At 66.9% G+C, this 22,848-nt stretch carries 19 protein-coding genes; 13 read left to right on the plus strand and 6 right to left on the minus strand.

Going from position 1 to position 22,848, the window contains the following annotated elements; translation table 11 throughout:
- Positions 1–97: 97 nt before the first annotated feature.
- The 8 genes from NY08_RS04955 to NY08_RS04990 all read left to right on the plus strand — a co-directional run bounded on the left by NY08_RS04955 (position 98) and on the right by NY08_RS04990 (position 12,732).
- Entirely contained in the window at positions 98–1,000 is a 903-nt protein-coding gene (locus tag NY08_RS04955) for a PAC2 family protein (RefSeq protein WP_045199747.1), read from the plus strand.
- A 100-nt stretch (positions 1,001–1,100) separates the two neighbouring features.
- The gene (locus tag NY08_RS04960; RefSeq protein ID WP_045195212.1) at positions 1,101–1,448 is read left to right on the plus strand and encodes a hypothetical protein; all 348 of its coding nucleotides are present in this window, start codon (positions 1,101–1,103) and stop codon (positions 1,446–1,448) included.
- Entirely contained in the window at positions 1,448–3,937 is a 2,490-nt protein-coding gene (gene nirB, locus NY08_RS04965; protein WP_045195214.1) for a nitrite reductase large subunit NirB, read from the plus strand. Before NY08_RS04960 ends, nirB begins: the two co-directional genes overlap by 1 nt.
- Complete coding sequence (locus tag NY08_RS04970; RefSeq protein ID WP_032398064.1) at positions 3,934–4,233, plus strand: Rieske (2Fe-2S) protein; 300 nt, start codon at positions 3,934–3,936, stop codon at positions 4,231–4,233. Before nirB ends, NY08_RS04970 begins: the two co-directional genes overlap by 4 nt.
- Positions 4,234–4,391: 158 nt before the next feature.
- Positions 4,392–5,867, plus strand: a complete 1,476-nt coding sequence (locus tag NY08_RS04975) for a TIGR02677 family protein (RefSeq protein ID WP_327205213.1) — start codon at positions 4,392–4,394, stop codon at positions 5,865–5,867.
- The gene (locus NY08_RS04980) at positions 5,864–7,315 is read left to right on the plus strand and encodes a TIGR02678 family protein (protein WP_045195218.1); all 1,452 of its coding nucleotides are present in this window, start codon (positions 5,864–5,866) and stop codon (positions 7,313–7,315) included. The genes NY08_RS04975 and NY08_RS04980 overlap by 4 nt, the downstream gene beginning before the upstream one ends.
- A 4-nt stretch (positions 7,316–7,319) precedes the next feature.
- Complete coding sequence (locus NY08_RS04985; RefSeq protein ID WP_045195220.1) at positions 7,320–11,504, plus strand: TIGR02680 family protein; 4,185 nt, start codon at positions 7,320–7,322, stop codon at positions 11,502–11,504.
- The gene (locus tag NY08_RS04990; RefSeq protein ID WP_235387106.1) at positions 11,494–12,732 is read left to right on the plus strand and encodes a DUF2399 domain-containing protein; all 1,239 of its coding nucleotides are present in this window, start codon (positions 11,494–11,496) and stop codon (positions 12,730–12,732) included. Before NY08_RS04985 ends, NY08_RS04990 begins: the two co-directional genes overlap by 11 nt.
- 12 nt (positions 12,733–12,744) lie before the next feature.
- On the opposite strand, the gene mshC is transcribed toward NY08_RS04990, so the two are convergent.
- The 5 genes from mshC to NY08_RS05015 all read right to left on the minus strand — a co-directional run bounded on the left by mshC (position 12,745) and on the right by NY08_RS05015 (position 17,145).
- Positions 12,745–13,986: a cysteine--1-D-myo-inosityl 2-amino-2-deoxy-alpha-D-glucopyranoside ligase gene (mshC, locus tag NY08_RS04995; protein ID WP_032398059.1), complete on the minus strand. Its 1,242-nt coding sequence runs from the start codon at positions 13,984–13,986 to the stop codon at positions 12,745–12,747.
- 24 nt (positions 13,987–14,010) lie between these two features.
- The gene (locus NY08_RS05000; RefSeq protein ID WP_179272770.1) at positions 14,011–14,784 is read right to left on the minus strand and encodes an SCO1664 family protein; all 774 of its coding nucleotides are present in this window, start codon (positions 14,782–14,784) and stop codon (positions 14,011–14,013) included.
- A 35-nt stretch (positions 14,785–14,819) separates the two neighbouring features.
- Positions 14,820–15,410 (minus strand): DUF3090 domain-containing protein, encoded by a 591-nt coding sequence (locus NY08_RS05005; RefSeq protein WP_032398057.1) that lies wholly within the window; start codon positions 15,408–15,410, stop codon positions 14,820–14,822.
- Between the two features lie 135 nt (positions 15,411–15,545).
- Positions 15,546–16,253 carry a histidine phosphatase family protein gene (locus NY08_RS05010; protein ID WP_045195221.1) on the minus strand — a complete coding sequence of 236 codons (708 nt, stop codon included), beginning with the start codon at positions 16,251–16,253 and terminating at the stop codon, positions 15,546–15,548.
- Positions 16,254–16,314: 61 nt separating this feature from the next.
- Positions 16,315–17,145 carry an undecaprenyl-diphosphate phosphatase gene (locus NY08_RS05015; RefSeq protein ID WP_371828408.1) on the minus strand — a complete coding sequence of 277 codons (831 nt, stop codon included), beginning with the start codon at positions 17,143–17,145 and terminating at the stop codon, positions 16,315–16,317.
- Between the two features lie 211 nt (positions 17,146–17,356).
- Here NY08_RS05015 and NY08_RS05020 point away from each other — a divergent pair, with 211 nt between their 5' ends.
- From NY08_RS05020 to NY08_RS05035, 4 genes are read left to right on the plus strand one after another with little or no spacing between them, the layout of a single operon-like run.
- Positions 17,357–18,289 (plus strand): aldo/keto reductase, encoded by a 933-nt coding sequence (locus tag NY08_RS05020; RefSeq protein ID WP_045195223.1) that lies wholly within the window; start codon positions 17,357–17,359, stop codon positions 18,287–18,289.
- Positions 18,290–18,324: 35 nt separating this feature from the next.
- On the plus strand, positions 18,325–19,332 hold the full coding sequence (locus NY08_RS05025) for an ABC transporter substrate-binding protein (RefSeq protein WP_045199751.1): 1,008 nt from the start codon (positions 18,325–18,327) through the stop codon (positions 19,330–19,332).
- Positions 19,329–20,396, plus strand: coding sequence for a FecCD family ABC transporter permease (locus tag NY08_RS05030; RefSeq protein WP_045195225.1), 1,068 nt, complete (start codon positions 19,329–19,331; stop codon positions 20,394–20,396). Before NY08_RS05025 ends, NY08_RS05030 begins: the two co-directional genes overlap by 4 nt.
- A complete protein-coding gene (locus NY08_RS05035; RefSeq protein WP_045195227.1) occupies positions 20,393–21,235 on the plus strand; it encodes a heme ABC transporter ATP-binding protein in 843 nt (280 codons plus the stop codon). Before NY08_RS05030 ends, NY08_RS05035 begins: the two co-directional genes overlap by 4 nt.
- Here the strand turns inward: NY08_RS05035 and NY08_RS05040 are convergent.
- Complete coding sequence (locus NY08_RS05040) at positions 21,210–21,575, minus strand: hypothetical protein (RefSeq protein WP_052683718.1); 366 nt, start codon at positions 21,573–21,575, stop codon at positions 21,210–21,212. The two genes, NY08_RS05035 and NY08_RS05040, sit on opposite strands and share 26 nt — an antisense overlap.
- Positions 21,576–21,736: 161 nt before the next feature.
- On the opposite strand from NY08_RS05040, the gene NY08_RS05045 reads away from it, so the two are divergent.
- Entirely contained in the window at positions 21,737–22,762 is a 1,026-nt protein-coding gene (locus NY08_RS05045) for a YncE family protein (RefSeq protein ID WP_045195229.1), read from the plus strand.
- Positions 22,763–22,848 lie beyond the last annotated feature (86 nt).

The following is a 22,848-nucleotide window of genomic DNA, read 5'->3' on the forward strand; positions in this document are numbered from 1 at the left end:
GTCCCCGATCGACGACGGTACCGAAAATACGGACATTTCAGGTGCCGGATCGGATGTGCCTCTCGATGCTGCATTGATCGAGGCCGTCCACGACGCTGTGGCCAACGCCACAGAACCCGACGATCTCGATGATCTCGACGACGACATTCCCGAGTTGCGCTCCCCGATCCTGGTGGCTGCCTTCGAGGGGTGGAACGACGCAGGCGATGCGGCCAGCGGTGCGATCGAACATCTGGAGCTGATCTGGGACGCCAGCCCGTTGGCCGAGCTGGACTCCGAGGACTACTACGACTACCAGGTCAACCGCCCGACCGTCCGCCAGGTGGACGGCGTCACTCGCGAGATCGAGTGGCCGTCGACGCGGCTGTCGGTGTGTTCGCCTCCCGGCAGCTCACGCGATGTGGTGCTGCTGCGCGGAATCGAGCCGAACATGCGCTGGCGCAGCTTCTGCGACGACCTGCTCGAATTCGTCGAACAGCTCGGCGTCGAGACCGTGGTGATCCTGGGAGCCCTGCTGGCCGACACCCCACACACCAGGCCCGTTCCGGTGACCGGCACCGCCTACAGCACCGAGTCGGCCGAACAGTTCAACCTCGAACAGACCCGCTACGAGGGACCGACCGGAATCACCGGCGTACTGCAGGACGAATGCGTCAAGGCCGGGGTGCCCGCGGTCTCCTTCTGGGCTGCTGTTCCCCACTACGTCTCTCAGCCGCCCAACCCCAAGGCGACCGTGGCGCTGCTGCAGCGGGTCGAGGACGTGCTCGACATCGAGGTACCTCTCGGCGAACTGCCGACCCAGGCCGAGGAATGGGAAGAGGCGGTGACCGAGATGACGAAGGAAGACGAGGAGATCAGCGAATACGTCCGCAGCCTCGAGGAGCGCGGCGACGCCGAGGTGGACATGTCCGATGCGATCGCCAAGATCGACGGCGACGCCATCGCGGCCGAGTTCGAGAAATACCTGAGGCGACGCGGTCCGGGCAACTTCGGACTCTGACCGACCGCACACGAGGGACCGGGAGCCGGTGAGGTCTTTCTGATCCCGACGTAACGTCACCGCAGCGGTGACGTCACCCCGACCCCGCAACCTCGTGGGTATGGCCAGCACACCGCGATTCCTGCACGGCATCTTCTCCTTCACCGGGAACGGTCTGGACAAGCCCGAGCTGATCGATCCCAGCCTGAGCTTCGTCGTCCCCGAGGGTACGACTGCTCAGCCCCTGTACTTTCGCGGCGGAAACTCGAGCGACGAGCTGGTGGTCGTGACCCTGCTACGCGACGGCAGCCCGATGCGCATGTTCCCGATGGGTGCCAAGAGCGGAGTGAACATTCCGCTGCGCGTGGTCGAGGACGTGGATCCGGACACGGTGCTCGAACTGGTGATTGCCGCCCCTGCCGGAACCAGCGGAGAGGTCGTCGTCGATTTCGGTCTGGTGCTGATCTGATGACCGCAGGCAAGCAGCGACTGTTGGTGGTCGGTAACGGGATGGCCGGCGCCAGGGCCGTCGAAGAAATCATCAAACGCGACGGCAGTTCGCTGTTCGAGATCACCATGATCGGCGACGAGCCGTACGGCAACTACAACCGAATCATGCTCTCGCACGTGCTGTCCGGCGAGGCCACCGTCGACGACGAGGATCTGATCCTCAACCCGATGAGCTGGTACAGCGAGAACGGCGTCACGTTGCACGCCGGGGACCGCGCGGTCACGCTCGACCGGTTCTCCAAGACCGTCGTCTGCGAGAGCGGGCGGTCCGTCGACTACGACGTACTGATCATCGCCACCGGCAGCAACACGTTCTTCCCGAACATGGACGGCCTGCGCGAGTCCGACGGCAGGCTGGCGCGCGGCGTGTTCGGCTTCCGCACCATTGCCGACACCAACGGCATGCTGCAGATGGCGCAGTCGCGTGACGACGTCTCGGCGGTCGTCATCGGCGGCGGACTCCTCGGACTCGAAGCCGCCTACGGCTTGCGCACGCAGGGTCTGGAGGTGAACGTGGTGCACTCCCCCGGTCACCTGATGAACCAACAGCTCGACGAGCGCGGCGGACGGGTGCTGCGCAACAAGATCGAGTCCCTCGGCGTGGGCGTGCACACCTCCAAGCGGACCACGTCGGTGTTGCGATCCGAGGACGGCGTCGTCACGGGCGTCGGGTTCAACGACGGCACCTCGCTCGACGCGGACATGGTCGTGGTCACCGCGGGCATTCGTCCCAGTGTCGATTTCGCTCGCGCCGGAGGTCTGGTGATCGAACGAGGAATCGTCGTCGATGACCAATTGCGTTGCGAGGACGAGGGTTCCATCTATGCCGTGGGTGAATGCTGTCAGCATCGCGGCGAGGTCTACGGTCTCGTCGCGCCGCTGTGGGAGCAGGCCGTCGTGTTGGCCGACGTGCTCACCGGAGCCGATCCCACTGCGGCGTATCACGGTTCGCGGCTGACCACCAAGCTCAAGGTGGCCGGCGTGGACGTCGCCTCGATGGGGATCACCGCGCCCGAACGCGACGACGACGAGTTCGTCCAGTTCTACGAGCCGCGCAGTGGCACCTACAAATCGGTGATCGTCCGGAACAACAAGCTGGTCGGTGCCACCCTGCTCGGCGACATCTCCAAGGCCAACTTCCTGACGCAGGCGTTCGACGAGAAAGTGCCGTTGCCCGACGAGCGCATCAGCATGCTCTTCGACATGGGAACTCCCTCCGCGGCAACGGGAGCCGCCGAACTGGCCGACGACGTGCAGGTGTGCAACTGCAACGGTGTCACCAAGGGTGCCATCGTGGCCTGCGTGTACGCGGGCGCGAAGAACCTGAGCGACGTGACCGCGAAGACCCGTGCGGGCAAAGGGTGCGGATCCTGCAAGGGTCTGGTCCAGGACATCATCGCGTGCGCTGCGGGCGGTGCGGTCGAGGCCGATCCCACCGCCGACTGGTACGTGCCCTGCATCCCCATGACGAAGCCCGAGCTGATCGACGCCGTTCGGGCGCAGGATCTTCGGGCGGTGTCCGCGGTGTTCGCGGCGCTGGCGACCGAGGGAACGGAGGACGCCGCCGCCAAGATGCCGTTGGCATCGTTGCTGCGGACGGTGTGGGGCCCGGACTGGGTCGACGAGCGCGGCGCACTGTTCATCAACGACCGCGTCCACGCCAACATCCAGCGCGACGGCACGTTCTCGGTGGTGCCGCAGATGAAGGGTGGCGTCACCACCCCGGATCAGTTGCGCAGGATCGCCGACGTCGCGGACAAGTACCACGTTCCGCTGGTCAAGGTCACCGGCGGACAGCGGATCGACCTTCTCGGCATCAAGAAGGAGGATCTACCGAAGGTGTGGGGCGATCTGGACATGCCCTCCGGCTTCGCCTACGGCAAGAGCATGCGCACGGTGAAAACCTGCGTCGGCAGCGACTTCTGTCGCTTCGGCCTCGGCGACTCGACAGCCCTGGGCATCGCCCTCGAAGAGCGGTTCCAGGGCCTGGAGACCCCCGCGAAGTTGAAGCTTGCGGTCGCGGGCTGCCCGCGCAACTGCTCGGAGGCACTGTGCAAGGACTTCGGCGTCGTCTCGGTCGGCGAGGACAAATGGGAGATCTACGTCGGTGGCGCGGCAGGCGCACACATCCGCAAGGGTGATCTACTGGCCACCGTGACAGGGGCCGAGGAGGTTCTCACCGTGGCAGGCAGGTTCATCCAGCACTACCGCGAGAACGCTCAGTGGCTCGAGCGAACGTACGCATGGGTCCCGCGTGTCGGCCTGGAAGAACTGCAGGCCGTGCTGATCGACGACCGCGACGGCATCGTCGCCGGACTCGACGAGCGGGTGCAGGCATCGGTGGACGGGTACGTCGACCCCTGGCAGGACCGCGCGGCACCGAAGTCACCGGCCCAGTTCACCCCGTCGCTGCCCCTGCTTCCGCTCCCACAGGTACCGGTCCGATGAGTGTGCCGGTCGGGGCCGTGGAGGACATGACACCCGGCGAGGGACGCGCCTACGTCGTGGACGGCAAGCAGGTTGCCGTGTTCCTGCTCAGCGACGGCTCGGTGCGGGCGATGGACGCCGTGTGCCCCCACAAGGGCGGGCCACTGGCAGACGGTCAGATCGACGGATCCATCGTCGTCTGCCCACTGCATCAGTACACGTTCTCGCTCGACGACGGCACCTGCCCCAGCGGCATCGGCTCCGTGCGCACCTACCCCGCCGCAGTGGTGGACGGAAAAGTGACCGTGGAGCTGTAACCGGCACGGTCGAACGACCGAGACCCTGCGCCCCCTGGTCGTTTCGCAGGCTCCACTCCTACCCCCCTGGTCGTTTCGCAGGCTCCACTCCTACCCCCTACCCTGTTCCAGTGAGCGATTCAGGTGAGGACGCGCGGCGGGGAGTCGCGAACGCGTTCGTGGAGGAAGATCGTCTCGGTCTGTTCTCCTTCGCCGTTGCCGAGAAGCGATCCGAGTACCTGGCCGTTCTTCGGGCATTCGACACCGCACGAGCCAACTACGTCGTCCTGCTGCACTCAGGAGACGTGGCCGACCTCATCGCACGCAGCCCGGGTCGGCACGACGCACTGACCACCCTCGACATCGCACCCCTGCTCGATCAGCTCCACGCCTGGGGTCTGCTCGAACGCAGCTACGACGGCACCCGCGCCGCGACACTCGCCGAGTACCGCAACCGTCACTTCGTCTACCAGTTCGGTCAAGCCGGCTACAAGGCCTACCGCGCGGTCGAGGACGTGCTCGGAGCCCGCCTGGACGACGCCGCGTTGTCGCGGCTGGTGCTGCCCGAGCTGCTGGCCGACATGCACGAGCTGGCCGAGGCGAACCGTCAGGCCGACGGCGATCGCATCTACCGCAAGCTCAGCCGACTCGATTCGACGCTGTCGGAGATGGCGACCCGCGCTGCCCACTTCTATCTCGTCCTCGGTGACCTCGTGCGCACCACCGAGATCACGCCGGAGTCGTTTCTGGTCCACAAGGACGCCCTGCTGACGCACATGCGTGAGTTCAGCTCCGATCTGACCCGCTACGCACCGAAGCTCGCCGAGGCGATCGCACTCGTCGAGAGCACCGGGATCGAGGAACTGGTCGAGCGAGCCGCGATCAGCGACGAACGAGTCTTCCTCACCGTCGCCGAACGCCGCGCCGACTGGACCGATCGCTGGGCGGGCCTGTCGCACTGGTTCGTCTCGGCCGAGTCCGAACTCAGCGAGTCCGAGCGACTCCGCGAGGGCACGATGAGCGCTATTGCCGCCGTGCTGTCGCTGCTGCGCCGCGTCACCGAAACCCGCAGGGGTGGCGTGAGCAGGGAAAGCCAACTGCGGCATCTGGCCGGCTGGTTCGCTGCCACGCCTACCGAGGACAGCGCGCACGCCCTGTTCCATGCCGTGTTCGGTCTCGGCAGGCCCAGACACCTGTCGATGGTGCATCCCGACGCCGACATCATCTCCACGTCCCGATCGTGGTGGGAGGCACCGCCGGTCGAGATTTCGCGCACCCTGGCCGAGACCGGACGCACCCCCACGCCCGGTGTTCCGGGTCGGGTACAGCGCAACGACGGCGGCATCAGACGGCTCAGGGAACAGCAGCTCGAATCGCAGCGATCACGCAGTGCCGCAGCGCAGTCGCTTGCGTCGACCGGAATCCACGACCGAATTCTGAACGAGCAGGAAACCGAGGTGCTCTTGAGCCTGCTCAACGCTGCGTTGACCGCGCGGGTGCGCGTGAGCGGTCGCACCTCCGACTCGTCCGGATCGGACAGCGGCGTGCGCCTGACGCTCAGCGACAGCGACCGTTCGACGATCGTGCGGACCAGCAGAGGCCGATTGCATCTGGACCGCCTCGCGCTCGAGGTCAGCGAGGTGGCACGCCGATGAGAGCTCGTGAGATCTCCACTCTCGCACTGGATTCCTACCAGCGGGCCGCCCGAGTCGCGCTGTCGAACCACCTGGTGACCACGACGTATCCCGACAGGATTGCGCTGCCTCTGCTGCGTCGATGGGCGACCGAACTGCGCGAGGACCTGCTCGAACTGTTCGGATATCGATTCGAGGTCACCGAGACCACGGCACGTCTGTACCCGGTGATCGATCGGCTCGACGACAGCCAGCCCGCGCGAACGTCCACCGACCGAATCTTCGATCGCCGCAGATACGCGTATCTGGCACTGGCACTGGCGGCCCTCGGCCGGGCGGGCAACCAGATCACCCTCTCCGAGCTGGCCGATCATGTTGCGGCAGAAGCAAGTCAAGTAGACGGAGTAGAGCTGACGACCGACCGAGCAAGCGACCGAGACGCGTTCGTCGACGCGATCGGGTGGCTCGCTACACGCGGAGCCATCGCGTTGGCCGACGGTGATGCGACCGGCTGGGCGAACAACCCGTCCGCAGGCGAGGCCCTTTACGACATCGACCGTCCCGTCGTCGTCGCCATGTTCCGGCCGCCGCGCGCCGTGCAGCACCTGCGATCGATTCGTGGTCTACTGGCCGGCTCGGACTCCCCGATCGATCCCGAGGATTCGGACCCGGGACAGACCGACTCCGGGCGTGAGGCAGATCCGAAGGAAACGCTGCGCGCGGTCCGCCGAGCGTTGGTCGAGCAACCGGTCGTCTATCACGACGATCTCGACCGGAACGGCCGAGCCGCCCTGGCCGCGTCACGCACTGTTGCGGACGTCGAGTTGCTGACCGGCCTCGTTGCCGAGCGTCGCGCCGAGGGAGTCGCCCTCATCGACACCTCGGGACGACTGTCGGACCACCGGTTCCCCAGCACCGGAACCATTGCCCAGGTCGCACTGCTGATTGCGGGCGAGATCTCGGACCGAGTGATCGATCCGGATGCACCCGCGCTGGCAACCCACCCCCTACCCGACGGCGACGCCCTGATCGAGCAGCTGGACGGCGCCATACCCGACGGCGGGATCTTCGGCGATCTCGCCGAATTCGGGTTCGGTTCCGATGCAACGGCATTCGAAGATGCGGACGAGAAAAAGCTGTATCCGTTGATCGAGGACAGTTGGCTGACAACGGTCGTCGACGATCTCGTCGAACGCTTCGGCCGCACCTTCGCAGCTCAGTGGCAGACCGATCGGGATGGACTGCGAGTGCGGGCGATCGCGCTGCTGCACCGACTTCGACTGATACACAGCGTTTCTGGCGGCGTACTGGTGCTGCCGGTGATCGCGCGCTACCGCGACGTGATGGTCAGCGTGCGTGATCGAACTCCACAGGACTCACTGTTCGGCACCGAACGAATCACCAGCACCGCAGAAGCACCCAGAACCGCACAGTCCGTCAGTAACGAATCGTCCGAAGTAGAGGCCTGAGTAGATGACCGCACACTCGACACGCTTTCGGCCGACACGAGCAGGGATCGTCAACCTGTGGGACTACCGCGATCAGGAGTTCTCGTTCGCCGACGGTCGCCTGGTACTGCGCGGCCCCAACGGATCCGGCAAGACCAAGGCACTCGAAGTGCTGTTTCCCTTCGTCCTGGACGGCCGCATCGAACCACGCCGACTCAATCCCTTTGCGGGAGAGGAGCGGACGATGAAGTCCAACCTGCTCTACCGGGGGCAGGAAAGCGCGCATTCGTACGTGTGGATGGAGTTCGGCCGCGGATCTCGTGAGGATCCCGAATCGGTGACGGTCGGAATCGGAATGCGGGCGAGCCGCCACAACGACAAGGTGACCCGCTGGTACTTCGTGGCCGACGGCCGAGTGGGCGTGGACTTCTCGTTGTTGGGTTCCGACGACCGGCCGTTGACGAAGAAGCAGCTCGGTGAGCAACTGGGTACCGACGCCTTGACCGATCGCCCGGTGGACTATCGCGCCGCGATCGATGCCCGTATGTTCGGGTTGGGCGCGCAGCGATACGACCAGCTGATCAATCTCATTCTGACGCTTCGCCGCCCGCAATTGGCGAAGAACCTCGATCCCAAGGGACTCTCGCAGGCGTTGACCGACGGACTGCGTCCGTTGGACGAGCAGCTGGTACTCGAGGCTGCTCGCTCCTTCAGCGACATGGAGGAGGTGGGCCGGGCGCTCGAAGGATTGGCGCAGGCCGATCACGCCGCCAGGAACTTCGTTTCGGTGTACTCCAAATACCTTCGGGTACAGACTCGATCGGACATCGAGCAGGTCTCACGCCGGCTGGAGGCGGTGACTCACGCGACCACCGCACACTTCGCCGCTGCCGCCCTGAAGGACCGGCGCCTGCTGGAACGGGCGGCTGCGGAAACCCGATTCGACGAGGCCGAACGCGCACTGGATCAGGCCGTTGCGGACCGCGAGACTCTGCAGCGCTCGAGCGCATACGAGGGCAAGCAGCAACTGGACGACCTGGCCGAATCCGCCGCGAAGCTGGAGATCTCGACCGCCCAGCAGGCCGACCGCGCCCGCAAGGCGCACGCCGAACTGGAACAGCGCACCACCGAGGCGGCGCGTGCCGATGCCGCACTCCGGGACTCCGTCGCCGGGGTTACCCGTGCCGAAGAGGAACTGCAGACCGCCGCCGAGGACGCGGGTATCGCCTGGACACCACTGCCCGGAACAGCCCGCAGCGATCAGATCGGCACCGCTCTGCGCGGCCATGCCGAGGAACGCGACGGCGACGTGCGGGCGGTTCGCGAGGCGCTGGGAACCGTCGAGAAGGCGTCGACCGAGCGCGCCCGTGCGGAGAAGGCCGCATCGAAGGCTCGCGAGATGCTCGAGGCGGCGTCGGCTGCGGTCACCGAGGCCGAGGCGACCGTCGACCTGGAGAAGGCGCAGTTCGCATCGGGACTGCGGGCCTGGTGGTCGAACAATTCGGCGCTGTACTCCTCGGCGGGTATCACCTCCGCAGCGTTCGAGGCCCTCGATGCCGCGTTGGCGGGCATCGGCGACGACGATGCCCCGAGCCTGGAATCGGTGCTGGCCGACCAGACCGCAGACGCGGTCGACACCCTTCGTGCCCGCCAGGCCCAGGCGCACGTGGATGTGTCGACCCGCACGGCCGAGCTGAACTCGCTGCGTGACGAACTGTCTCTGGTGCGGGCCGAACACGACGACGCGCCGCCGCCGTTCGCGGCACGAACCGACTCTCGCGCCGACCTCGCCGGTGCGCCTCTGTGGCAGCTGGTTCGGTTTGCCGACTCGGTCTCCCCCGCCGATGCGGCAGGGATCGAATCCGCACTGCAGGCGGCGAATCTGCTCGACGGCTGGATCCACCCGATCGCGGACTTCCCCGTCGACTCGAGCTCGGAGCAGTATCTGTCGCCGCTGCCGGAGGCCTCGAGGCCGGCCGGAACCACGCTGGCGTCCGTCCTCGAACCCGAGCCCGGCACCGCCGTTTCCGAATCGCGGATCCTGGACGTCCTGAATTCGGTTGCACTGCAGCAGGATCGAGGTGCCGACTCGAGTGGTGCCGTCTCGATGAGCATGGACGGTCGGTACCGGCAGGGGGTGCAGCAGGGCCGACACATCAAGACCGATGCCGAGTACATCGGCGCGACGGCCCGTGCACGACGCCGAGAGCAACGGATCACCGAACTCGGTGCCGCGATCGATACCGCGACAGCCGCACTGGATGCCGCGGCGGCCGACGAGCGAACTGCCCGCGAATCGGTACAGGCGCTGGCCGCGGCCGCCAAGCAACTGCCTCGTGTCTCGGCCATCGTGAAAGCGCAACGCGCCGTCACCGCCGCCGCAGGGGCGCTGCGCACCTCGACGCAGAGTTCGGCAGCAGCGGACCGAGAGTTCGACCAGGCGATCGCAGACCTGTCCGCGAAGGAGAAGCAGCTGCGTACCGTCGCCGTGGCTCACCGCACCCCACACATCGGTCGAGACATCGATGCCCTCGCCGCGGCGATCAGGCATTTCGAGCACCAGGGCTCGGTGGTGATCCGCAAGCGCGGCGATCACACGCGCGAAGCAGAACGCGCCCGCGAAGCAACCAACCGACTCGAAGAAGCGAGTGGCCTGGCCGAGGAGCTCGCCGAGGAAGCCGCGATCGCCGACGAGAACTACCGACAGCAGGTGCAACGCCTCGAGCTCCTCAGCGAGAAGCTCGGTGCCACCGCCGAACAGATCGACACCGATCTCGAGAACGCACGCGAACGCATCGAGAAGTGCCGCGCCGAGCAGCGGGCCGCACGCAAAGCGGACAAGGAAGCAGGCGAAGCGATCGGCAAGGCCGAGGGGGCCTGCAACACAGCACTGGAAAGCCTGCGCGGTGCCGTCACCGAAACCCTGGGTGACGCCGTGCGGCTCGCGCCCTACGCTCGCAAGGACCTTCTCGGCATTCTCGGCGTCCACGAGGCATACACCTGGCCGGCGAGCGACTCGGCGTGGTTGAGCGTGGAGCAGATTCTGTATCGAGTGCAGCAGGCCGAGGGTCCCGACGACGAGGTTCCGGTGCTTCCGCCCGTCGTGCGCGCTCTGCATTCGGCGCTCGACGCAGCGACGGCGTCGGTGAAGGTCAGTGACTCGAGCCGAAAGTCGACCCGGACAGCCCTGACGAGTGCGCTGCAGGAGTTCGACTCGCAACTCGCTGCGTCGGGTCAGGACTATCGACTGCAGTGGGATGCGCCGGACGGTTTGACCGTCGTCCGTGTGCAGGACGAGCAGGGCTACTCGTCGGTCGGAGATTTCGCCGACCGAATCGGTGCGGCGAGAGCCGATCAGGAGTTGTTGCTGACCGAGCAGGAGCGCCGAATTCTCGAAGATGCGTTGCTGACCGGCCTGGCGCAGCAGATTCACGAGCGGACCGCCGATGCGCGCGAGCTGATCGCGCAGATGTCCGCCGAAATGAAGCAGCGCCGCATGTCCTCGGGCAACACGATCGGTGTGCACTGGGTGCTCGCGGACAACCTCGACGACGGTGCCAGGGCGGTGTCCAAACTGCTCGACCGCGACGCCTCGGCGTTGAACCAGGACGATCTGGCCGCGATGCGAGCCCACTTCGCGTCGGAGATCAGGATCGCTCGCGCGGCGCATCCGGAACGGTCCTACCCCGAGATCCTCTCCACGACACTGGACTATCGCCGCTGGCGCGTGTTCGCCTTCACCCTCATCAGCGGCGACGGCAACGAGGATCGTCTCACCGTCGCACGCCACAGTGCGCTCTCGGGCGGTGAGCAGTCGGTGTCGCTGCATCTGCCCCTGTTCGCCGCTGCGCACGTGATGCTCTCGTCCGCCGATCCACATTCACCTCGGCTCCTGGCGCTGGACGAGGCATTCGCCGGAGTAGACGACAACGGCCGCAGCGAATTGCTCGGCCTGAGTGTGCAATTCGATCTCGATCTGTTCATGACCGGATACGACCTGTGGATCACCTACGGTGACGTGCCCGGTTGCGCGCACTACGACCTGGCGCATTCGGCAGCCGAGAACACCGTCAGCGCAGCTCTTCTGGTGTGGGAGAACGGCGAACTGTTCGCCGAGCACGACGGCACCGACCTCGCGGCCGCACTCGGGTCACCGCTGACACGCCGTGTGCCGACCCGAACCGAAGGTGGGCTGGAGTTTGACCGGTAACAGCGAATGGCGAGGCAGCGCCGAACTGGCTGCACTGCTCGATGCGGCACGAAAGAAGTTGGAGTCCAACTGGCTTCGCGTCGGTGGCAACATCACCGTCGACCTGAGCGAGGCCCCGGAACTGTGGCGTCTGTGCAGCGCGATCTCTCGGTCCAATTCCAGTCTGCATTCGCGAGCGCGTAGCGCCAGACTCGACCTCGAGCGGTTCGACGCGTGGCTGAGCCATCCGCTCAACGGTGGCCTCGGACTGATCGACACCCTCTCTCGGCAGGCTCCGTTGCATGACAAGAAGCAGATCGCAGCCGACAAGGCTCGGGTACGTGCCGAGGCACTCGAGCGGGCCAGGGAGGTTCTCGGTGGCGGGACCGATCGCGAGTGGGTCGAGTACTGGATCGCCTCCTTGCTCAATCAGGACGGCACTCTCGGGGGCCGCGTCGCCGTCGATGCGCTCGCGGTGGCGACACAGGTCCTGGCGCTGCTTCCGGTCGACGGGATGTCGCTGACCGAACTCGCGGAACTGGCCTGCGGTGATACGAAGGCGCTCTCGGGCGGCGGTGCCCCGAAGCTCGTCCTCGACGCTCTGTCGTTGCGCGAGAACGTGCCTCGGCCCGTCGATCCGGTGGGCATCAGGGCATTGTGGGAGACCGCGGGCGTGTCGGTCGACTCGGTCTCCAGCCGGGTGCTGGTGCTCGGCTACCGCGTCGACGAGGCCCACACGGTGGCTCGTTGGCTGAACGACGCAGCGGACGTGGGCATCCCCTTCCCCGTCACCGTGGACATGCTCTCGCGCGGCCCGCTCACCAACAGCTCGTCCACAGTGTTCGTCTGCGAGAACGTCGCCGTGCTCGCCGCCGCAGCCCGCACCCTCGGGTCGAACTGCGCGAGCCTGATCTGCACCGACGGTCAACCCTCCGCAGCGGTGCACCGGCTGCTGGCCTCCCGAGCGCCCGGCACCACGATTCGGTGGCGAGCCGACTTCGACTGGGCCGGAGTGCAGATGGTGACCCGAGCCATCTCCCGATACGACGCGGTGCCGTGGCGGATGGACGTCGATTCCTATCGACGCGCACTCGATGCACGCAATTCCGAACCGCTGAAGGGCCATCGAACGGACAGCCCGTGGGATCCGGAACTCGCTGCCGCACTGCGCGACTCGGGCCGAGCAGTCACGGAGGATCGACTGATCCCGGATCTGCTGACGGATCTGCGGCTGGGACGTGCGACCTAGTTCGGGACGAGATCAGCGCAGCGCAACCCCGAGCAGAGCATCGACCGCATCGGCGAAGGCACCGGGCGCGCCCGCATCCGATCCGCCGCGTTCGACTGCGAAACTCGCCCACGCGTCGAGCGCATCGAGAGCCTTGGGGGTGTCCAGATCGTCGGCCAGGTGCTGCCGCAACCGGTTGATCACGTCGTCGGCCGATGCAGCGCTGTCGAGCGCCGCGGCCCGACGCCACAGTGCGAGCCGGGTGTGAGCGCGTTCGAGAACCTCGTCGGACCACGGTCGATCCTGGCGGTAGTGGCCGGCGAGCAGACCGAGTCGGACAGCTGCGGGGTCGACGTTCTCGGCGCGGAGCTTGGAGACGAACACCAGATTGCCGCGGCTCTTGGACATCTTCTCGCCGTCGAGCCCGATCATCCCGGTGTGCACGTAGTGCCGGGCGAAGCGCGGATCACCGGTCGCCGCCTCGGCGTGCGCGGCCGAGAACTCGTGGTGCGGGAAGATCAGATCGCTTCCGCCGCCCTGAATGTCGAAGCCGGTACCGATGCGGTTGAGCGCGATGGCTGCGCATTCGATGTGCCACCCGGGCCGCCCCGGACCCCACGGCGACGGCCACGACGGCTCGCCCGGCCGTACTGCGCGCCAGAGCAACGCATCGAGTGGATCCCGCTTACCGACCCGATCGGGGTCGCCCCCGCGTTCGGCGAAGAACGTATCCATCGTGGCTCGGTCGTAACCGGACTCGTAGCCGAACTGCTCGGTGGCATCGGCACGGAAGTACACATCAGGGTATTGGGCGTCGTCGACGACATACGCCGCACCGGACGCGACCAGCTTCTCCACCAGTTCGACGACCTCGTCGACGGACTCGACAGCACCGATGTAGTCGCGCGGAGGGAGCACCCGGAGCGCTTCCATGTCGGCGCGGAAGAGTTCGATCTCACGAGCTCCCAGATCGCGCCAGTCCTCGCCGTCGCGGTCGGCGCGCTCGAACAGTGGATCGTCGACATCGGTGACGTTCTGCACGTAGTGCACGTCCGTGCCCGCATCCCGCCACAGCCGGTTGATCAGGTCGAACGTCAGGTACGTCGCCGCGTGCCCGAGGTGGGTGGCGTCGTACGGGGTTATTCCACAGACGTACATCCGAGCCGTCGAACCGGGGGTGACGGGACGGACCTGGCGGTCGGCGGTGTCGAACAATCGAAGCGCTGGACCCTGTCCGGGAATTGTCGGGATCTCCGGGCTCGACCAAGAATGCATGCGGTCGAGCCTATCCGAGCCCGATCAGAAGGCGGGCCAGGGTATGGGTCTGCTCGAGCGAGGTTCCGGCATGATCGGGCGGGCGATCAACTCCTGCGCCCGGTCGAGAACCGCGACCGTTTCGGTCAGGGTGATCTTGTCGACCAATCGAGGAGCGGTGACCGTGTCGAACGTCTCGACGAACCGCACCACGTCGGTCATCAACGCATCGTCCACCGCCTGGCCCGCCCAGCCCCACAGCACCGTGCGCAACTTGTTCTCGGCGTGCAGGCAGATGCCGTGATCGACCCCGTACACGTAGCCGTCGAGACCTTCGAGCGCGTGCCCGCCCTTGCGATCGGCGTTGTTGAGGATCACGTCGAGCACCGCCATCCGCTGCAGCCGTGGATCGTCGGCGTGGATGAGCGCGATCTCCTCGCCCTCGCCGTCGTACGCCTGCAGTACCGGAATCCAGCCCGCAGGTACGAGATCGGGACGGCAGATGTCGACCAGGTCGACGCGTCCCTCGGCGTGATCGTCGGGCGTGTCGATCCACTTCTGCACCATGCCGGGACCGAACGGGCCGTCGCGCAGCACCGTCGGCGGGATGACGCCCCAACCGAGGGCCTCGGAGATTTCGTACGACGCCACTTCCCGGCCCGCAAGAGTGCCGTCCGGAAAATCCCACAGCGGGACTTCCCCGCGAACCGGTTTGTACACGCACCGGACGGCCTTCTCGCCCTCGCCCGCCTCGCACACCAGCGTGGCGTTGCTGGCCGACACCACCCGACCGACGACGGTCAGGTCGCCGGTCTCCATGGTTTCGCGGCCCTCGAACGGCGGCAGTTCGACGGTCAAGACTCGTCGACCTCGGTCACCGGGCCGAACGTCGCGCCGCGTCGGTAACCGTTGGTTCTGATGCAGACGTGTCCCTCGGGAGCCAACGGCTGTCCGCACAGCGGGCACGGAGCACGGCCCGCCGCGATGACGCGTTCGGACCGCACCGCGAATTCACGGGCCTGTACCGGGGTGAGGAACACCCGAACGGCATCGGGGCCCTCGTCGGTGTCGTCGAGAACGACCGATTCGTCCACCTCGACCTCGCTGACGGCCAACAGCTCCACCACGACGGCGTTGGCATCGGCGTCCCAGCCGAGCCCCATCGTGCCGACACGGAACTCGGTGTCGATCGGAGTCAGCAGCGGACTCGTGTCGACCGTATCGGCCTCCTCGGCCGGTACCTCTGCCCCGAAACGACGGTGCACCTCTTCGAGGAGAAGCCCCATCCGGTCGGCCAGTACCTGGACCTGCTGCTTCTCCAGCGCAACCGACACCACGCGGGCATCGTGCACCGCTTGCAGGAAGAACGTTCGGTCGCCCGGTTCACCAACGGTCCCGGCAACGAAACGATCAGGGGTGCGAAAAACGTGTATGGCGCGCGGCATTGCACCTCCTAACGACTCGAACAGCTCCGCGAAGCGATTCGCGGAACTTTCATTATCGGCCACGGATCGACCGTGGACGGTATTGCTTGCCCTCCAGCCTGCCACCGATCGGGGTGTCAGCGCCGAATCGGAGCTCTAGGTGCCTGCCCCACCACCGACGACCGCGTCCGAAGAGTCCGCGTTGCCCGCTTCCGGCGTGCTGGGCTCCTCGGCTTTGGGTACGAACACGCTCAGGTCGGACCCGGTGTCGTTGGTCCGCAGCACGAAGGGTCGCGTCGAGGTGTAGCGAACGACACTGATCGATGCCGGATCGGCGACGATGCGCTGGAACGAATCGAGGTGGGCACCCATCGCGTCCGACAGCACGGACTTGATGACGTCCCCGTGCGAGCACGCCACCCACAACACGTCACGGCCGTGATGGGCGGCCAGCCGGGCGTCGTGTTCGCGCACGGCCCGCACGGCCCGTTGCTGCACCGTGGCCAGTCCTTCACCCTCGGGAAACACCGCGGCCGACGGATGCTGCTGCACCACCTTCCACAGCGGCTCGGCCAGCAATTCCTTGATCGTTCGACCGGTCCACTGCCCGTAGTCGACCTCGACCAACCGGTCCTCGACCAGCGGCGTGAGCCCGAGCCTGGCAGCCAACGGCTCGACGGTCTGCTCGCACCGCAGCAGCGGCGAGCGAACGATCTCCGCGACCGGCAGGTCGCCGAGACGGTCGGCGACCGCCTGCGCCTGTTCACGACCACGATCGTCGAGCTCGACTCCCGCGCTCCGACCCGCGAGCGTGCCTGCGGTGTTCGACGTCGAGCGGCCGTGCCGAAGCAAGATGACTGTCATTGCACCGAGCCTAACGACCGGGGTCTTCCCACTCCGCTCCGGAGGCCACTGTGCCGAACGACTAGGTGGCGGACACGACCCCGCCGGCCAACAGACCGAGCACCACGACACCCAGCACGATGCGGTACCCGACGAACCAGTACAGCGAGTGGTTCGCGACGAACTTGAGCAGCCAGGCGATCGAGGCGTAGCCGAGGGCGAAGGCGATGATCGTGGCCACCAGCAGCTGCGGACCCGACGCGGCAAGTCCCGAGCCCACCGGCTCGAAGGCGTCGGGCAGCGAGAAGAGACCGGAGGCCGTGACCGCCGGAATGGCGAGCAGGAACGAGAATCGCACCGCTGCCTCGCGTTCGAGTCCGAGAAACAGGCCGGCGCTGGTCGTCGCTCCGGAACGGGACACACCCGGGATCAGAGCGAGACACTGTGCCAGACCCATGACAATGCCGTCCCGGGTGGTCAACTTCTCGATCGGGCGTTCCTTCCGGCCGACCTTCTCGGCGACCGCGATGACGACGGCGAACGCGATCAACATGAACGCGATGAGGTACAGGTTTCGGGCACCGGTTCGGATCTGGTCCTTGAACAGCAGTCCGAGAACGCCGATGGGAATGGTGGCGATGATCACGTACCACCCCATGCGGTAGTCGAGTCCGCGTTCGTCCTTCTTCGTCAGACCGACGAACCACGCTTTCACGATCCTGACGATGTCTCGCCAGAAGAACAGCAGCACAGCGGCTTCGGTGCCCAGCTGGGTCACCGCGGTGAAGGAGGCACCTGCGTCCTCGTTCCAGAACACACTGGACACGATGCGCAGGTGCCCGGACGAGGAGATCGGCAGGAATTCGGTCAGGCCCTGCACCGCACCGAGGACGATCGCCTGCAGCCACGTCATGTCGATCATGCGGCGTCACCCTCCGAGATCGGTGTCGATGGACTGATCACTGTCGATGCGCGGCCGCCGGCCCGCCCCCTGAGTTCGCGATTCACGGGCACGACCGTACCCGGCGCGGCACGTACGCACCGGGCGGCGCGGCGCACTACTGTGCACTGGCGGCAGTGCAGTTCGACACCGACGATCACACGTAAAAGGACATTCGGCACATATGAAGCAGAGATCGGTCGGCACCAGCGGACTTCGAGTCTCCAGACTCGGCCTCGGCACCCTCGGATGGGGTAGCGGAACCGACGGTGACGACGCCGCGGCGCAGTTGTCGGCGTTCGCCGAGGCCGGCGGCACGCTCGTCGACACGTCTCCGGCGTACGGGGACGGACGTTCGCAGCGAGTGCTGGCCGAGTTGCTCGACGACGTGGTCCCGCGGCACGAATTGGTGATCAGCAGCGCAGCGGGTCTCAGTTCGCGCTACGGCCGCTATCACGTGGACTGCTCGCGGCGCGGACTGCTCGGACAACTCGACGCCACGCTGCGCGAACTGGGAACCGACTACCTCGATCTGTGGCAGGTGGCCACCTGGGACCCGATGACTCCGGTCGACGAGGTCGCCGCCACACTCGACTACGCCGTCACCAGTGGACGGGTCCGCTACACCGGAGCCCGTGGCTACCTCGGGTGGCAACTGGCGACGGCGGCAGGAGCAGCAGGCACCGGACGGATCGTGGCCACACAGGCGGAGTACTCGCTGCTGGCCCGCGGGATCGAGGACGAATTGATTCCCGCCGCAGACCACCACGGCATCGGTGTCCTCGCCGCGATTCCCCTCGCGGGCGGCGTGCTGACAGGCAAGTACCGCAGCGGAATACCGGCGGACTCACGCGGTGCCGACGAGGTGCACGCAGAGTCCGTGCTGACGTACCTGACCGACTCTGCAGTCAGCATCGTCGACGCCGCCGTCACTGCCGCCGACGGGCTGGCGACCTCTCCCCTGGTCGTCGCGCTCGCGTGGGCCCGGGACAGGCCGGGTGTGAGCAGCGCGATCGTGGGGGCTCGCGATCTGGCTCAGTTGATGGGCGCATTGATGGCCGAGGAACTCGAGCTGCCGCCCGCGATCGCGTCGGCCTTGGACGACGTCAGCGCCTGATCGCCTGCGAACATCGGACAGGCTAACCTTCGGTGGTGACCGTCAACCGTCTCGCCGCCGTGCTCCTCGTCGCCGGACTCCTGGTCGGCTGCTCGGCGAACACCCCCGGCGCAGGACCCGCGGACTCGATCGGCCCCCGCACCGCCGTCGTCGACGATCCGAATCCGGAACCGATCGCCGACGATCCGGCCGAGGTACTGCCCGTCACCGTGACCGGATTCGACGGCGTCGCCGTCACGGTCACCGACAACAGCCGCATCGTCGCTGCCGACCAGTACGGCACGCTGGCCGAGACCGTCTTCGCGCTCGGACTCGGTGAGAACCTCGTCGGGCGCGACACCTCTGCCGCATTTCCCGCGGCCGAGAACGTGCCCGATGTCACCCCGACCGGCCATTCTCTGAGTGCCGAGGGGATTCTGGCGCTGTCGCCGACCGTCGTCCTGACCGATACCAGCATCGGTCCACGCGCCGTGCAGGATCAGATCCGAGCCGCCGGCATTCCCGTCGTGTACTTCGATCCCACCCGCACTCTGGCAGGCGTCGCCACCCAGATCGAGGCCGTGGCGGCCGCCCTCGGTGTGCCCGACGCCGGGGCTGCCCTCGCCGAACGAACGAACGCCGAGATTTCGGCAGCGGCGAACGAGACACCCGAGTCCACCGAACCGCCGAAGATCGCGTTTCTGTACATGCGCGGGCCTGCGATCACGATGCTCGCCGGGCCCGGCTCGGGAGCGGATGCACTGATCGAGGCGCTCGGAGCCAGGGACGCCGGTGTCGAATCGGGTCTGACCGAGCAATTCGTGCCGATCACCAGCGAAGCCCTGATCGCCGCAGCACCCGACGTGATTCTGATGATGACCAAGGGCCTGGAATCGATCGGTGGAATCGAGGGTCTGGAGCAGATCCCCGGAATCGCCCAGACCCCCGCAGGCCGAGAACGCCGGGTGGTGGACATGGACGACGGGACCATCCTCAGTTTCGGCCCGAACACCGGAAAGGTGTTGGTCGCACTGTCGAAGGCCGTGTACGACCCGGCGTCATGACGAACCGCACACTCGCCGAACGCCGCGCGGGCCGAGGACGGGTTCTTGCCACCTTCGGAGCCCTGGTTGTGGCGCTGGTCGGCCTGGCGTTGATCTCGGCCGTTGTGGGGCAGGTGCCGACGACTCCGCTGGAAGTGTTGGGCAGCCTCGCGCATCGGGTGGGACTCGAGATCGGCCCGATGCCTGCACATCCCAGCGGCGAGGTGACCCTGTGGCAGGTCCGATTCCCGCGGCTGACGCTGGCAATTCTCGTCGGTGCGTGTCTGGGCTGCGCGGGTGCGCTGCTCCAGGGGGTGTTCGCCAATCCACTGGCCGAGCCGGGTGTGGTCGGGGTCTCCTCGGGCGCTGCTGTCGGGGCCAGCTCGGTCATCGTGCTCGGCGGCAGTTTCGCGGGAGCGTGGAGCGTGGCGTTCGCCGCCTTCGTCGGCGGGCTCGTCACCACGGTCGCCGTGTACTTTCTCGCTCGCAACGCAGGCCGTACCGAAGTGGTGACGCTCATCCTCACCGGCGTTGCAGTCAACGCCTTCGCCGGCGGTGTCATCGCGTTCTTCACCTTCGTCGCCAGTCCCGCCGCCCGCGATCGGATCGTGTTCTGGCAACTGGGGTCGCTCGCGGGCGCAACCTGGCAGTCGGTGGCCGTGGTCGGCCCGCTCGCGCTGCTCGGAATCGGAGCCTCCCTGGCGATCGCCCGCAGGCTCGACCTGCTTGCGCTCGGTGAGAACGTGGCACGCCATCTGGGCGTGAACGTCGAACGACTCAGACAGTTCGCGATCGTCGTCGTCGCCCTGCTCGTTGCGTCCGGGGTGGCTTTCACCGGAATCATCCTGTTCGTGGGTCTGGTGGTTCCGCATGCCATGCGGATGGTGCTCGGCCCCGCGCATCGACTCCTCATTCCGGCCAGCGCCCTCGCCGGGGCGGTCGTGCTGCTTGCTGCAGACCTCGTGACGCGGACTCTCGTCGCGAACGTCGACCTGCCACTCGGCATGGTGACGTCGCTGGCGGGTGCCCCGTTCTTCTTCTGGCTGCTTCGCCGTACCCGGGCTCGCCAGGGCGGTTGGGCATGATGGGACGCACAGCACGCCGCGACATCCCGGTCATCCCTGAACCGGGTTCGAACGCCCTGGTCGCCCGCGGAGTCTCCGCACGACGTGGGGACGCGACGGTGTTGTCCGGGGTCCACCTCGACGTGGTGGCCGGCGAGATACTGGCGCTGGTGGGACCCAACGGCGCAGGCAAATCGACGCTGCTGTCGGTCCTGGCGGGAGACACCGAGCCCAGCGCCGGATCGGTGCTGCTGGGCGACGAACCGCTGTCCCGCATCCGCTCGGTGGACGTGGCGAGGCGACGCGCTGTGCTGCCTCAGCAGCACAGCGTCGGATTCGCGTTCACGGCCGGCCAGATCGTCCGGATGGGCCGAGCCCCCTGGGTCGGTACCTCGGCGGCACGCCACGACGACGACCGCATCGAAGCGGCCATGACCGCGTGCGACGTGACGGCCTTCTCGCATCGACCGTTCGCATCGCTCTCCGGCGGCGAGCAGGCCCGGGTCGCACTGGCCCGCGTCATCGCCCAGGACACGGCGACGATCATGCTGGACGAGCCCACCGCAGCACTCGACCTGGGACATCAGGAGTCGGTGATGGCCGTGGTGCGTTCACTCGCCGCCGCAGGCCGCGCCGTGGTCGTCGTGCTGCACGATCTGGGCCTCGCGGCGGCCTACGCCGATCGCGTCGCGATCCTGGACTCGGGTGAACTGATCGCAACCGGTCCGCCGCGGGAGGTGCTCACCGCCGCAACGCTGGCCCGGGTCTATCGACACCCCGTCGACGTGTTCGATCATCCCGACACCGGCGAACAGCTGGTGGTTCCCCACCGTGTCAGAAACCCTCCAACACGGAATTGACCCGGTTGAAGAAGGACCGCACTGCCGTGGTGTCGCGCTGTGACGCATCGGACAGCTGCTGCGCATGGGCGACCGCATCACGCACCACTCCGACGATGCTGCGCTCGTCCGTCAGATCGACTTCGGTGACCGAATGCTCGGCCACCGCTTCGACCTCGGACCGGTCCGGTACCGGGGATTGCACATCGGCGCGGTATATCTCCACGTACAGGGTGCTCCTGTGCACCCGAAACGCGAACGCCCGGCCGTCGTCGGTGCGCCCGAAGCCGTTCGCATGCGTTCCCGCGTTCACTTCCTCGACGACGAAGTGTGTTTCCTCGGTTCCCACGTCCACTCCCATGTCGTGCACTGACCTCGGACGATCACGCTACCGCGTCCTCCGCCGCGACCGAGCGGCGACCAAATCCGCCGTGGTGGATTTCGCCGAGATCGCCGCACGCTGGTACAGATGTGGCAGCGCCTCCACCGGCAGCATCTTCTCGAGGAAGTAGGTTCGGCCTCATGCGAACACCGTCGACCCGTTCGATTCGGGCGGCAGTCGCGTCCGCGCTCGCCGTCGTCACAGTCCTGTCGGTCGGCGGGTGCTCCAACGACGACGAGAACGCCGACGACATCTCCGTCGAGCCCCTACCGCCGGCGGAGTCCCCCGAACCGACCGTGACCCCCGCCGGTACCGTCGGCGCGTTCGCGCCCGTGGACGCACTCAGTTTCGACCCCGTCACGCGAACCCTGGTCGCGCTGACCGACGCATCGACGACGGTGACCCTCGTCCGCGACGGCACCGCAGCCGAGACCCGCGTGGTCGACCTGGGCTCGACGGCAGCAGAACTCGTCGCCGGACGGGACTCGACAGTGCTCGTCCCGATGGACGGCACCGTCGCGAGGATCGCCGTCGCGGACGGACAGCGCACCGACCTGGCGGTCGACGCCGACGCGCTGTCGGCAGCAGACCTGCCCGACGGCACGACGGCCGTCGGCGACGACACCGGCACGGTGCGCGTGCTCGATCCGAACGGTCAGGTCACCACCACGATCTCCGGCGGCAGCGTGACCTCAGCCGATGCTCTGGCCAGTACACCGAACGGTGTCTCGGTCCTCGATCGACGACAGACGTCGGTGACCGACCTGAATCTGGACGACGGCACCCTCGGAGTGGCCTTGCGCGCAGGCGAAGGTGCCGCGGAGATGACGAGCGACGAGTTCGGCCGCCTTCTGGTCACCGATTCGACCGGTACCGAGCTGCTCGTCTTCACCTCGCACGACCTGCTGATGCGGCAACGGTTTCCGGTCGGGTCGCAGCCGTGGGCGATCGCCTACGATGAGCAGTCCGGTGTCGCATGGGTGACGCTTCCCGCGTCCAACGAGGTGGTCGGGTACACACTCGACACCGGAATTCCGGTCGAGGTCACGAGGTTGGCCACTGTGCGGCAGCCGAATTCGGTTGCCGTCGACGCCGACACGGGCGACTTGTACGTGGGATCGGCAACCGGTGACGGGCTGCAGCGCATCCCCGCTGCGGGTCGCTGAGCTCGAAGCAGGAGTGGAGCCTGCAAGAACGACCGATAAGGACGGAGGAGGCATGTGAACGCACACGAGAGTTCGGCACCTGGCCG

The sequence above is a fragment of the Rhodococcus sp. B7740 genome, assembly GCF_000954115.1.
In the GTDB taxonomy this organism is placed as follows: Bacteria; Actinomycetota; Actinomycetes; order Mycobacteriales; family Mycobacteriaceae; genus Rhodococcoides.